Here is a 12,920-nt window from a genome sequence, read left to right on the forward strand (position 1 = left end):
CTCGCTGATGCGCCTACCAGGCAGTGCCCGGCAGGACTTTTTCAAAGGAACCACGTCCCGACCGATCGGCCGGAGACGGGGTATCAACAAATCTGGCGTTGATTTTTGGCACGCTGTTGAGTTCTCAAGGAACGGACGCTTCCTTTGTACTCACCCTCTCGGGCTTTCCTCCGGGCGCTTCCCTTCGGTCTTGCGTTTCCGACTCTATCAGACCGTTTCCGTATCCGATTTCCTCGGTGCTTTCCAGGTTCCCGCTTCCGCGTTTCCCTTTCCGGCGAGTCCGACTCTATCAGATCCTTTCGGGCCTGACTCCCAGTCAGCGGGGCTTGTCTTCGCGGCTGTTGGGCCGTTCCGACGAGTGAGACATTAGCGGATTCCTGGCTCCCGAGCTAATCGGGGTGGCGTCCTTTCGAACGCGGAATCCTCATTTCGCAAACACGCATGAAAACGAGCCGACGACGAGTCGTCGATCGTTGAATGGTGGTGCGGAATGGCTGTCCGGGGACCGACCGGAGTCGGCGCTCACGTCGGACAACTCGGAGAACACTACGGACGCGCCGGGGTCGTGTCAACTCCGGTCCGGGTGGGACACCCGAGGCGTACGCTGACCCCCATGACCACACATACGTGCACCCAGCAGTGGTGGGCCGCCTGACGGCGGCCGTACTCACGTATGTACCCAACGGCCGCCGCCCTCGGCGGCCGTTTTTGTGTCTCCCCCCTGGGGAGCCGGCCGGTGGGCGCGGCGGCCTCGACCAGGAGGTGGAGAGATGACGCGGATCTTCAGCGGGGTCAAGCCGACCGGGCATCTGACGCTGGGCAACTATCTGGGAGCCGTGCGGCGCTGGGCCAACACGGATCAGCACCGGGCCGACGCCCTGTTCTGCATCGTCGATCTGCACGCGCTGACCGTGGACCACGATCCGGGGCGGGTGCGCAGGCTCAGCAGGCAGGCGGCGACATTGCTGCTGGCCTCGGGGCTCGATCCGGAACTGTGCACCGTGTTCGTACAGAGTCATGTGGACGAACACGCGCGGCTGTCGTACGTGCTGGAGTGCGTCGCGACGGACGGCGAGATGCGGCGGATGATCCAGTACAAGGAGAAGGCCGCGCTGGAACGGCAGCGCGGTGGGAGCGTGCGGCTGTCGCTGCTGACGTATCCCGTGCTGATGGCGGCCGACATCCTGGCATACGGGAGCGACGAGGTGCCGGTCGGGGACGACCAGACGCAGCATGTCGAGTTGACCCGGGATCTGGCGGTGCGGTTCAACCAGCGGTACGGGCACACGTTCGTGGTTCCTCGGGCGACACGTCCTGAGGTCGCGGCGCGGGTCATGAACCTGCAGGAGCCGACGTCGAAGATGGGGAAGAGCGACGACGTCGGACCGGGCGTCGTCTATTTGCTCGATGAACCGGATGCCGTACGGAAGAAGATCATGCGGGCCGTGACGGACAGCGGCCAGGACGTCGAGTACGACCGGGAGAAGCGGCCCGGGATCTCGAATCTGCTGGAGATCCTCGCGGCCTGTGAGGGTGGGAACCCCGAAGCCTTGAGCGGTGTATATGAGTCGTACGGCGCTTTGAAGAAGGACACCGCCGAGGCCGTGGTCGAGCTCCTCAGGCCCGTACAGGAGAGGCACAAGGAGTTGTGCGCGGATCCTGCGTATGTGGAGGGGGTGTTGCGGGACGGTGCGGCGAAGGCCAGAGAGATGGCGCGGCCGAGGGTGGACGCGGCGTACGGGGCGATCGGGTTGCTGCCGGCGACTGACTGAGAGCTGAGGGTCGGCGGCCCTCGTGCTGTTGGCCTCAAGCTGCTGGCGACTGGTGGCTTGGCCGGTGGCTGGTGGCTTGGCTGGCAGTCGCCCTCGGCGGCGAGCGGCCCTCGGTATCGGGGCGGGTCGGTGCCGAGGGCGGTCGCTCGGTGCCGGAGCGGGTTGCTCGGTGTCGAGGGCCGGCCGGCTCCGTCAGCTGTTGCCGGAGGCGAGTTCGCGGCTGCGGTCGCGGGCTGCTTCCAGCGCGGCGATGAGTGCGGCGCGTACGCCGTGGTTCTCGAGTTCGCGGATGGCGTTGATCGTGGTGCCCGCGGGGGACGTGACGTTCTCCCGGAGCTTCACGGGGTGCTCGCCGCTGTCGCGGAGCATCACGGCGGCGCCGATCGCGGACTGGACGATCAGGTCGTGGGCCTTGTCGCGGGGCAGGCCGAGCAGGATGCCCGCGTCCGTCATGGCTTCGACCAAGTAGAAGAAGTACGCCGGTCCAGAGCCGGAGAGGGCGGTGCAGGCGTCCTGCTGCGACTCGGGGACGAGGAGTGTCTTGCCGACGGCGCCGAAGAGGGCCTCGGCGTGCGCGATGTGCTCGGCGGTGGCGTGGCTGCCGGCGGAGATGACGGACATGGCCTCGTCGACGAGGGCGGGGGTGTTCGTCATGACACGGACGACGGGGGTGCCGGGGGCCAGTCGCTCCTCGAAGAAGGAGGTGGGGATGCCTGCCGCGCCGCTGATGATCAGGCGGTCGGCGGGGATGTGCGGGGCGAGTTCGTCGAGGAGGGTGCCCATGTCCTGGGGCTTGACGGTGAGGATCAGGGTGTCGGCGGTCTTCGCCGCCTCCGTGTTGCTGACCGGGGTCACTCCGTGGCGTTCCTGGAGTTCCTTGGCCCGCTCCGGTCGGCGGGCTGTCACCAGGAGGTCGGCGGGGGCCCAGCCGCCTCGGATCATTCCGCTGAGCAGGGCTTCGCCGATCTTGCCGGTACCGAGGACTGCGACTTTCTGAGTCATGGTTGCGGGTGCCCTCCGAGGGTTGGGTCGTCCGCGTTCATCCTCCCACCGGGGTCATGGGGGCGGGTGGGCTGTCCGGTGGGCGGACGGCGTCCGGCCCCGGTCCCGGCCGGCGTCCGCCCGACCCGCCGGGACCGCCCGACCCGCCCGACCTGCGGGGACCGCCCGGCCAGCCGGGACCGCCGGGGCGCGGGATCCTACGGCGTCCTGCGTCGCAGGGTCGCCGCTCCGAGTCCCAGGACGAGCAGCGCGCTCCCGGCGACGATCAGGGCGTCGCGTACGAAGGTCGCGGTCATGTCGGTGTGCATGAGGACCTCGTTCATGCCGTCGACCGCGTAGGACATGGGCAGGACGTCGGAGATGGCCTCCAGGACGGGGTGCATGTTGGAGCGGGGGGTGAACAGGCCGCAGAGGAGGAGCTGGGGGAAGATCACGGCCGGCATGAACTGGACGGCCTGGAACTCGGAGGCGGCGAAGGCCGAGACGAAGAGGCCGAGGGCCGTTCCGAGGAGGGCGTCGAGGAGGGCGACCAGCAGGAGGAGCCAGGGGGAGCCCGTGGCGTCGAGCCCGAGGAGCCAGACCGCGAGTCCGGTGGCCAGGGCCGACTGGATGACGGCGAGCACGCCGAAGGCGAGGGCGTAGCCGGCGATCAGGTCGCCCTTGCCGAGGGGCATGGCGAGGAGGCGTTCGAGGGTGCCCGAGGTGCGCTCGCGCAGGGTGGCGATGGAGGTCACCAGGAACATCGTGATCAGCGGGAAGATCCCGAGGAGGGACGCGCCGATGGAGTCGAAGGTGCGGGGGCTGCCGTCGAAGACATAGCGGAGCAGGAAGAGCATCACGCACGGGATGAGGATCATCAGCGCGATGGTGCGCGGGTCGTGACGGAGCTGACGCAGGACGCGGGTCGCGGTGGCCATGGTGCGGGAGGCGTTGAGCGCGCTCGGGCGTGACGCCGGTCCCGCCTGCCCGGATGCGCCGAGGCCCGCGGGTGTGGTCGCCGGAGGGGGGCTCGTGGGTGCGGTCGGGCTCATCGTGCGGTCTCCTCGCGGGGGTGGGCGCCGGCGGACCGGGGTTCGGGGTCGGTGGGGGTCCGCGGTTGAGGTGTGGTGCTCGGCGTGGACTGCGCGGCCGCGACCGCCTCGTCGACGAGGTGGAGGAAGGCGGCTTCGACGGTGTCGGAGCCGGTCCGTTCGCGGAGGGCGTCGGGGGTGTCGTCGGCGAGGATCCCGCCCTCGCGCATCAGGAGGAGCCGGTGGCAGCGCTCGGCCTCGTCCATGACGTGGGAGGAGATCAGCAGGGTCGCGCCGCGCTCTTCGGCGATGGCGTGGAAGAGGCTCCACAGATCGCGGCGCAGGACCGGGTCGAGTCCGACGGTCGGTTCGTCGAGGACGAGGAGTTCCGGGGTGCCGAGGAGGGCGACCGCCAGGGAGACGCGGCTGCGCTGGCCGCCCGAGAGGTTGCCGGCGAGGGAGTCGGCGTGGGAGGCGAGGTCGACGTCGGCGACGGCCCGGGTGACGTCGGCGTGGCGGCGTTCGGCGGCGGCCCGGCCAGGGTCCAGGATCGCGGCGAAGTAGTCGAGGTTCTGGCGGACGGTCAGGTCGTCGTAGACGGAGGGGGCCTGGGTGACGTAGCCGATGCGGGAGCGGAGGGCGCCGTCGCCGGCCGGGAGACCGAGGACGTCGAGGGTGCCGCCGACCTTGGCCTGGGTGCCGACGATCGCGCGCATCAGGGTGGATTTGCCGCAGCCGGAAGGGCCGAGCAGACCGGTGATCTGGCCGCGCGGGACCGTGAAGTCGAGTCCGTTGAGGACGGTGCGGGTGCCGCGGACGACGGTGAGGCCTTCGGCGCGGACGGCGGTCTGGGAAGGGGGCACGGGTGTTCCTGTGGGGTCGGGCGGACGTGGACGAATAATCATCACTCGATGAATATTCCTCCCGTGCGGTGCGGCGGTCAAGAGCCGCGGCGTGCCGGCCGAACGGCCGGAGCACCGTGCGGCGCAGGCGCGCGTCGGCGCGAACGGAACCGGGCCGTCCGCTGTGCCGCCGAACGATGCGCTCCCGCGTTCGCGTGACGGTCGCCCGGAGGGGCTGTGCGATCGACCGGCTTACCTGACAATGGATTTCAATGTGCGGTGCGGCTTCCTGCCGTACCGCCAGGTCCGCCGCGCCCTCCCCCGGCGCGGCACCCACGCATCTCCCACTGTCGACCGGAGGTGCTGTCGTGATGCGCAAAGCCGATCTGTTCGCGTCCCTCGTCGTCTTTCTGGTGGCGCTGCCCCTGTGTGTCGGGGTCGCCATAGCGTCCGGTGTGCCCGCCGAGCTGGGGCTGGTGACCGGGATCGTCGGCGGGCTGGTCGCCGGGATGCTGCCCGGGAGCAGCCTGCAGGTGAGCGGGCCCGCGGCCGGGCTGACCGTGCTGGTGTACGAGGCTGTGCAGGCGTACGGGGTCCGGGTGCTGGGTGTCCTGGTGCTCGCGGCCGGGCTGGTGCAGCTCGGCCTCGGGGCGTTACGGCTCGGGCGATGGTTCCGGGCCGTGTCCGTGGCCGTGGTGCAGGGAATGCTCGCCGGGATCGGGCTCGTGCTGATCGCGGGCCAGGTGTACGCGATGGGCGACGCGACGGCGCCCTCCGGCGGGCTCGGGAAGATCGCCGGGCTGGGCTCGCTGGCCGGTGCCGCGGATCCGGTGGCACTGGCGATCGGCGGCGCCACCGTGGCCGTACTCCTGCTCTGGCCGCGGTGGCGGCGGGGCGCACGGGTGGTGCCTGCGCCCCTGCTGGCGGTGGCGCTCGCCTCGGCCGTGACCGGGGCGTTCGATCTGGCGGTGCGACGGGTCGAGGTGCGGGGGCTGCTCGACGCCGTACGGCCGCCGTCCCTCACGGACCTGGGCCGGCTCACGGAAGTGGGTGTGATCGGGACGGTACTGGCGTTCGCGCTGATCGCTTCGGCGGAGTCGTTGTTCAGTGCGGCGGCGGTGGACCGGCTGCATCGCGGGCCGCGCACCGATTACGACCGCGAGCTCATCGCGCAGGGCGCCGGGAACGCCGTGTGCGGGATGCTCGGGGCGCTGCCGATGACCGCGGTGATCGTGCGGAGCGCGGCGAACGTGCAGGCCGGGGCGCGGACCAAGGTGTCGCGGGTGCTGCACGGGGTGTGGCTGCTGCTGTTCACGGCCGTGGTGCCCGCGGTGCTCGGGCTGATTCCGGTGGCCGCGCTCGCGGGGCTGCTGGTGCACGCGGGGTGCAAGCTCGTGCCGGTGCGGGAGGTGCGGACGCTGTGGCGTGGGCATCGCGGTGAGATGGTGGTGCTGGTCGTGACCGCGGTGTCGATCGTGGCCGGGAACCTGTTCGAGGGTGTGCTGGTCGGGCTCGCGCTCGCGGTGGCCAAGACCGCCTGGGACATCAGTCATGTCCACGTGGAGACCGAGGACCGGGGCGCCGCGGGCATGGTCGTACGGGTGGTCGGCAATGCCACCTTCCTCCGGCTGCCGAAGCTGCTGGACGCCTTGGAGGCGTTGCCGCACGACCGTGACGTACGGCTGGAGCTGGGCGGGTTGCGGCATGTCGATCACGCGTGTGCGGCGGCCCTCGAGGGGTGGGCCGCCGGGCGGGATCACGAACGGGTCGCCACCAGCAGTTCCACGACGTAGGTCTCCTCCACGGACCCTTCCGGGAACGCCTCGAGGAGGTGGTTCCGTTCCTCGGCGAAGAACGCTCCGGTGGTCTCCTCGCCGAGGACCAGGAACAGCGAGTGGCTGCCGATGTTGGCGAGGCGGGTGCCGATCGGGATACGCCGGCTCCAGCGGACCTGCCGATGGCCGAAGGAGAGGCGGCCACTGGGGTCGGCGGTGAGCGCGTGGGTGGCGCGAGCGACGCCGTCGTTCTTCTCGGCCTCCTGGTCCCGGTCGAGGAAGCGCCCGGCGCGCCGGGCGGCCGCCGCGATCCACGGGACATCGAGTGCCTCGGTGTTCCACCACAGGGCCAGCGCCCCGCCGGGACGCAGCACGCGCAGCGCCTCCGGCACCGAACGGCTCGGGTCGGTCCAGTGCCAGGACTGGGCGTAGGTGAGGAAGTCCGCGGAGGCGGAGGCGAGGGGCAGGGCGTCGCCGCTGCCCCGGACGATCGGGATGCGGGGGTGGGCGCGCCGGAACTCGGCTGCCATGCCGGGGCCGGGTTCCACGGCGAGGACATCCGCGCCGCGGGCCTCCAGGAGTCCGGTCGAGATCCCGGTGCCCGCGCCCACGTCGACGACCGTGGCACCGGCCAGGGAGCGGGCCGCGAGGGCTTCGACGGCGTCGAAGAGGGCCGGCGGATACGACGGACGGTTCGCGGCGTACTGCGCCGCGGCCGCGTTGAACGAGTGGGCCCGGGCGGCGTGCGGGGAGGCAGGAGAGGAGGGAAGGGTCATGCGTTCATGGTCGGGCGTGGTGAGGGAGCTGGGGTAGTGGCTTTCCCTGACCTCTTGGGCCTCTTGGAGACCTCTTGGGATCGATTGGGATCGATTGGGATCGATTGGGATCGATTGGGATCGATCCCGGCCGGACTCGTCCTCGGGTGCGGGGCCTGGTTCGTCCGCGGTTCATCATCGATGCGGGGACCTGGTTCGCTCCCGGCTCGTCACCGGTGCGGGGACCCGGCTCGCTCCCGGCTCATCACCGGTGCGGGGACCCGGGCGGGGTCAGGACCGGCGGCTCTTCCGCGACGGGTTGCCGGTGCGGCGCGTCGTGCGGCGGGTGTACTGCTCCTTCGCCGCCTCGTACTCCTCGCGGTGGAGCTTCTCGCCCGGGGCCTCGGTGAGGGAGCGGACGGAGTAGGCGAGGAGAGAGCCGACGAAACCGATGGCCAGCAGACCGCGAAGCGAGGCCTGGCGGTCGGGGTCGGGGCGCTTGGCGAACGCTTCCGAGGTGTGGCGGAACGCGAGGGCGCTGCACACCGCGAACATCACCACGACCATCACGGTCACGGGCGTCCCCACATCCGCGATGGCCAGGCCCTGGTACGCGAAGCGGAGCACGAAGCAGCCGGCCACCGCGGCGGCGAGGGAGCCGACGGCCACGCCGATCCGGCGGCCGGTGTAGCCGCCGTCGTGCTCCACCCAGGTCGTCCCGAAGAAACGCAGGGGCTCGGGCTGGGGCCCCGCGGGGGTGCCGGTTGCGGTGTCGGTCTCGTCGCTCACCCGACGATTATCGCTCCGGTCCCGGCTCCGGCGACCGCCGCGGGTGCCCTTGGACGCGGGCGTCTGTCAGGAACACGCCGGGGCGACGTAGCCGTCGCTGCCCGTTTGCACGTACGCGTCGGAGACGAACTGCCCGTTCGCGATGTTGTCCCAGGTCTTGCTCGTCCCGTAGGTGCCGCTGACGGACTCTCCCGGGCACTGGCAGTAGATCGGAACACGCGAGCCGGCCGGCAGAGTACGGACGATGCTGAAATGGGTGCCCGGGCCGCTGCGGACGTTCACGGCCACGCCCGGCGCGATGGGATACGTACGCAACGCGGGCGACGCCTCGGACGTGGCCCCCGCCACCATCAGAAGAGCGGCAGTGGCCCCTCCGACCAGCATGGCCCGTCTGCCTGACACGATCTTCACAAGCGTTCCCCTTTGTCGTCAGGAGCAGCGCGGCGCGACGTAGCCGTCGCTGCCCGTCTTCACGTACGCGTCCGAAACGAACTGCGCGTTGGCGATGTTGTCCCAGATCGTCGAGGTGCCGTACGGACCGGTGACGGACTCTCCCGGGCACTGGCAGCGGATCGGAATGCTCGAGCCGGCCGACAGCGTACGGACGATCGGGTAATGGGTGCCCGGGCCGCTGCGGACGTTGACGTTGTGGCCCGGTGCGAGCGGGTACGTGCGCAGTGCCTGGGCGGCCAGCGGCTCCGCGTCCGCCGCATCCGCCGAGCCGGCGACAGTGATGTCTTCCGTGGCCATATCGATCTCCCCCGTTGATTGGTTCACGCCAAATTCATGCTGCGCGCAGAGGCTAGCAAGCCGTCGAGGTTTCGCACGAAGGATCGACTAGGCTCTGCGCGTCGCGCAGCGGACGGACCCACGGGGGTGAGTGATGCCGCCACAGCGCAGCACCGGTACGAACTCGGAAGCGGAACAACCGCGTTATGCCGGGCAGTACCTGCTGGAGGCGGAACTCGGCTCCGGTGGCATGGGGATCGTGCATCTGGCGCGCTCTGCCTCCGGGTTGCGGCTCGCCGTCAAGGTCGTCCATGCCCAGTTCTCTCAGGACCCCGAGTTCCGGGGGCGGTTCCGTCAGGAAGTCGCGGCTGCCCGCCGGGTCAGCGGCGCCTTCACCGCGCCCGTGGTGGACGCCGATCCCGAGGCCGAACACCCGTGGATGGCAACCCTGTTCATCCCCGGCCCGACACTTGCCGAGCATGTGAAGCGGAACGGCGCGCTGTCGTCGGCCCGGCTGCGCCACCTGATGGCCGGACTCGCCGAGGCCCTGCGGGACATCCACCGGGCCGGTGTCGTCCACCGCGATCTCAAGCCCAGCAACGTACTGCTGGCCGACGACGGGCCGAAAGTCATCGACTTCGGCATCTCGCGCCCCGCCGACAGTGAACTGCGCACGGAGACCGGAAAGTTGATCGGGACTCCGCCGTTCATGGCGCCGGAGCAGTTCAGCAGGCCACGGCATGTCGGGCCGGCCGCCGACGTGTTCGCTCTCGGTTCGGTGATCGTCCACGCGGCCACCGGGAGCGGGCCGTTCGATTCGGACAGTCCCTATCTGGTCGCCTATCAAGTCGTCCACGACGACCCGGACTTGACCGGTGTTCCGGAGGAAATGGTCGACCTCGTCTCGCGCTGCCTCGCCAAGGAACCCGAGGACCGGCCCACCCCGGACGAGCTGATGACCGCGCTGCGCTCGGTCTCGGCCTCGTACGACACCCGGGCCTTCATTCCCGAACAGCGCGTCGGGAACGGGGAGTCGGCGCCACCGGCTCGGAAGCCGCGTCCGTGGCCGGGGCGTGAACGGCCGAAGGGTGCCGAGGACCGCACCCATGTGGCCGCCCGGAAGAGGGGCGGGCGGCGTTGGCGCCTGCCCGTCACCCTGGCCCTGGCGGGACTCGCCGCAGCCGTCGGCGCCGTCGCGGGGTTCGGCGGGACGGAGACCCCAGCGACGGAGAAGCGGCAGCCGCCGAAGAGCAGCGTGTTCGAGCCGTGGGCCGTGAAGCCGGACGCCTACGGCGCGAAAGCCGCCGGTCAGCCGCAATGCACGTACGGCTCGCACCGGTTGTACTGCATCCGGCCCGGCGTACTGGCCACCGGCGTCGATCCCGCGAACGGCAAAGTGCTGTGGTCCCGGCCCGACCCGGGATGGGGGAGCGGCGACGTGACGAGCCCGCCGGTCCTGTCCGGCGGTCTGCTGCATGTCCTCAGCCGGGGCGGACAACGGCTGACGGCACTGGATCCCGCCACGGGAAAGACCCGCTGGGACCGCGACACCACGCGCTACGGCGGCGGGATCGCCCACGTCGGTGCTGTCGTCCTGCTCACCGGACAGAACTCCGAAGTCACCGCGCTCGACGCGGCGACCGGCGAGAAGCTGTGGCAACACGCCCTTCCGGGACAGGCGTTGCCGAGATTCTCGTCCTACGGGGACGGGGTCGCGTACGCCGTCTCATCGAACGGAGGGCCGACCCGAGTGGCGGCGGTCGATCCTCGGACCGGTGCCATGAGCTGGCAAAGGCGCCTGGATCACGGGCTGAGCCTCGTGCACGCGCGTGCCGGCGTCCTCTGGTTCACTTCCACCGACTCGCACCAGTACACGGACGCCGTCGTCCGGTACGACGTCACTGCCCGGACCGTCAAGCGCACCGCACTGCGCCTGCCTCTTCCGGGAGCACAGGCTGTCGTCCACGGGGACACGGCTTATCTGCTGGCCGACGGCGGCGCGCTGGTGGCCGTGGACACCGTGACCTCGGCACAGTCGTGGCGGGTGGAAACCTCCGTCAGCTGGGCGTCGGCTCCCGCCGTGGCCGACGACCGCCTCTACCTGAGCGCCGCGGACGGACGGCTCCTCGCGATCGACACCGTGCATGGAGCACTGCTCGGCCAGACCAAAGCGCGCCTGGGCGGCAAGCAGGGTTCGCTGGCCGACGTGCTCCCGGCCCCCCTCACCGCCGGCAACCACATCTACGCCACCGCCCCCGACGGCTCCCTCTTCGCGGTCGACGGGCGGGATCCCTCGGGCTGGTGACACGCGGAGGGGCCGCCCCGGCAGGAGCGGCCCCTTCGTGGACTTCTGGTGCGTGACCGTCGGCCCGGTGTCCGGGCCGGTGATCAGCCCAGCTTCGAGACGTCCCGCACCGCGCCCTTGTCCGCGCTCGTCGCCATCGCGGCGTACGCGCGGAGGGCGGCCGAGACCTTGCGCTCACGGTTCACGGGGGCGTAGGCGCCGTTCAGGGCGTCGCGGCGGGTGGTCAACTCCTCGTCGGACACGAGCAGTTCGATCGAGCGGTTCGGGATGTCGATGCGGATGCGGTCGCCGTCCCGGACGAGGGCGATCGTGCCGCCCGACGCGGCCTCCGGGGAGGCGTGGCCGATCGACAGGCCCGAAGTACCGCCGGAGAAGCGGCCGTCGGTGATCAGGGCGCAGGTCTTGCCGAGGCCGCGGCCCTTGAGGAAGGACGTCGGGTAGAGCATCTCCTGCATACCCGGGCCGCCCTTGGGGCCCTCGTAGCGGATGACGACGACGTCGCCGTGCGTGATCTCCTTCTTGAGGATCTTGTCGACGGCCTCGTCCTGGGACTCGCAGACGACCGCGGGACCCTCGAAGGTCCAGATGGACTCGTCGACGCCGGCCGTCTTCACGACGCAGCCGTCGACGGCCAGGTTGCCCTTGAGAACCGCGAGGCCGCCGTCCTTGGAGTAGGCGTGCTCGGCGGAGCGGATGCAACCACCCTCGGCGTCCTCGTCCAGGGCTTCCCAGCGCTCGGACTGGGAGAAGGCCTCGGAGGAGCGGACGCAGCCGGGGGCCGCGTGCCACAGCTCGATCGCCTCGGGGGACGGGGAGCCGGCGCGCACGTCCCACGTCTTCATCCAGTCGGAGAGGGACGGGCTGTGGACGGTGTGGACGTCCTCGTTGAGCAGGCCCGCGCGGTGCAGTTCGCCGAGCAGGGCGGGGATGCCACCGGCGCGGTGCACGTCCTCCATGTAGTACGTGCGGTCCTTGGCGACGTTCGGGGCCACCTTGGCGAGGCACGGCACCCGGCGCGAGACCTCGTTGATCTCGTCCAGACCGAAGGGGACGCCCGCCTCCTGAGCCGCGGCCAGCAGGTGCAGGATCGTGTTGGTGGAGCCGCCCATGGCGATGTCGAGGGCCATGGCGTTCTCGAACGCCGCGTGGGTGGCGATGTTGCGCGGCAGGACCGACTCGTCGTCCTGGTCGTAGTAGCGGCGCGTGATGTCGACGACCGTGCGGGCCGCGTCCTCGTACAGGCCCTTGCGGGCGGTGTGCGTGGCGAGGACCGAGCCGTTGCCGGGCAGGCTCAGGCCGATGGCCTCGGTCAGGCAGTTCATCGAGTTGGCGGTGAACATGCCGGAACAGGAGCCGCAGGTCGGACAGGCGTTCTCCTCGATACGGAGGATGTCCTCGTCCGAGATCTTGTCGTTCACGGCGTCGGAGATCGCGTCGACCAGGTCGAGCGTACGGACCGTGCCGTCGACCAGGGTGGCGCGGCCGGACTCCATGGGGCCGCCGGAGACGAAGACCGTCGGGATGTTCAGGCGCAGGGCGGCCATGAGCATGCCGGGCGTGATCTTGTCGCAGTTCGAGATGCAGATCAGGGCGTCGGCGCAGTGCGCCTCGACCATGTACTCCACCGAGTCCGCGATCAGGTCGCGGGAGGGCAGGGAGTACAGCATGCCGCCGTGGCCCATCGCGATGCCGTCGTCGACAGCGATCGTGTTGAACTCACGGGCGATGCCGCCGGCCGCCGTGATGGCCTCGCTGACGATCCGGCCGACGGGCTGGAGGTGGGTGTGCCCCGGCACGAACTCCGTGAACGAGTTGGCGACCGCGATGATCGGCTTCCGTCCGATGTCCGCGCCCGGTACACCGGAGGCGCGCATCAGGGCGCGTGCGCCCGCCATATTGCGGCCGTGGGTGACTGTGCGGGACCTCAGCTCGGGCATCGTC

At 70.5% G+C, this 12,920-nt stretch carries 11 protein-coding genes; 3 read left to right on the forward strand and 8 right to left on the reverse strand.

Going from position 1 to position 12,920, the window contains the following annotated elements; all coding sequences use genetic code 11:
- The first annotated feature begins 770 nt into the window (after positions 1-770).
- Complete coding sequence (gene trpS, locus OOK38_RS11195; protein ID WP_266761316.1) at positions 771-1,772, forward strand: tryptophan--tRNA ligase; 1,002 nt, start codon at positions 771-773, stop codon at positions 1,770-1,772.
- A 192-nt stretch (positions 1,773-1,964) separates the two neighbouring features.
- On the opposite strand, the gene proC is transcribed toward trpS, so the two are convergent.
- The 3 genes from proC to OOK38_RS11210 form a co-directional block, all read right to left on the reverse strand.
- A complete protein-coding gene (proC, locus tag OOK38_RS11200) occupies positions 1,965-2,774 on the reverse strand; it encodes a pyrroline-5-carboxylate reductase (protein ID WP_266761314.1) in 810 nt (269 codons plus the stop codon).
- A 197-nt stretch (positions 2,775-2,971) separates the two neighbouring features.
- Positions 2,972-3,805, reverse strand: coding sequence for an ABC transporter permease (locus tag OOK38_RS11205; RefSeq protein WP_266761312.1), 834 nt, complete (start codon positions 3,803-3,805; stop codon positions 2,972-2,974).
- Entirely contained in the window at positions 3,802-4,689 is an 888-nt protein-coding gene (locus OOK38_RS11210; RefSeq protein WP_266761310.1) for an ABC transporter ATP-binding protein, read from the reverse strand. Before OOK38_RS11210 ends, OOK38_RS11205 begins: the two co-directional genes overlap by 4 nt.
- 308 nt (positions 4,690-4,997) lie before the next feature.
- Here OOK38_RS11210 and OOK38_RS11215 point away from each other — a divergent pair, with 308 nt between their 5' ends.
- Complete coding sequence (locus OOK38_RS11215) at positions 4,998-6,419, forward strand: SulP family inorganic anion transporter (RefSeq protein ID WP_266761308.1); 1,422 nt, start codon at positions 4,998-5,000, stop codon at positions 6,417-6,419.
- Here OOK38_RS11215 and OOK38_RS11220 read toward each other — a convergent pair.
- From OOK38_RS11220 to OOK38_RS11235, 4 genes are all read right to left on the reverse strand, one after another.
- A complete protein-coding gene (locus OOK38_RS11220) occupies positions 6,383-7,177 on the reverse strand; it encodes a class I SAM-dependent methyltransferase (RefSeq protein ID WP_266761306.1) in 795 nt (264 codons plus the stop codon). The two genes, OOK38_RS11215 and OOK38_RS11220, sit on opposite strands and share 37 nt — an antisense overlap.
- Positions 7,178-7,447: 270 nt before the next feature.
- Positions 7,448-7,945, reverse strand: coding sequence for an EamA/RhaT family transporter (locus OOK38_RS11225; protein WP_266761305.1), 498 nt, complete (start codon positions 7,943-7,945; stop codon positions 7,448-7,450).
- A gap of 66 nt (positions 7,946-8,011) precedes the next feature.
- Positions 8,012-8,296 carry a peptidase gene (locus OOK38_RS11230; RefSeq protein WP_266765792.1) on the reverse strand — a complete coding sequence of 95 codons (285 nt, stop codon included), beginning with the start codon at positions 8,294-8,296 and terminating at the stop codon, positions 8,012-8,014.
- Positions 8,297-8,374: 78 nt separating this feature from the next.
- Positions 8,375-8,695 (reverse strand): peptidase, encoded by a 321-nt coding sequence (locus tag OOK38_RS11235; RefSeq protein ID WP_266761304.1) that lies wholly within the window; start codon positions 8,693-8,695, stop codon positions 8,375-8,377.
- Between the two features lie 133 nt (positions 8,696-8,828).
- On the opposite strand from OOK38_RS11235, the gene OOK38_RS11240 reads away from it, so the two are divergent.
- Positions 8,829-10,979, forward strand: coding sequence for a PQQ-binding-like beta-propeller repeat protein (locus tag OOK38_RS11240; protein WP_266761303.1), 2,151 nt, complete (start codon positions 8,829-8,831; stop codon positions 10,977-10,979).
- Positions 10,980-11,062: 83 nt separating this feature from the next.
- Here the strand turns inward: OOK38_RS11240 and ilvD are convergent, their stop codons facing one another.
- Positions 11,063-12,916 (reverse strand): dihydroxy-acid dehydratase, encoded by a 1,854-nt coding sequence (gene ilvD, locus OOK38_RS11245; RefSeq protein ID WP_266761302.1) that lies wholly within the window; start codon positions 12,914-12,916, stop codon positions 11,063-11,065.
- Between the last annotated feature and the right edge of the window lie 4 nt (positions 12,917-12,920).

Origin of the sequence: Streptomyces sp. NBC_00568, from assembly GCF_026341855.1 — a bacterium.
Classification (GTDB): Bacteria; Actinomycetota; Actinomycetes; order Streptomycetales; family Streptomycetaceae; genus Streptomyces.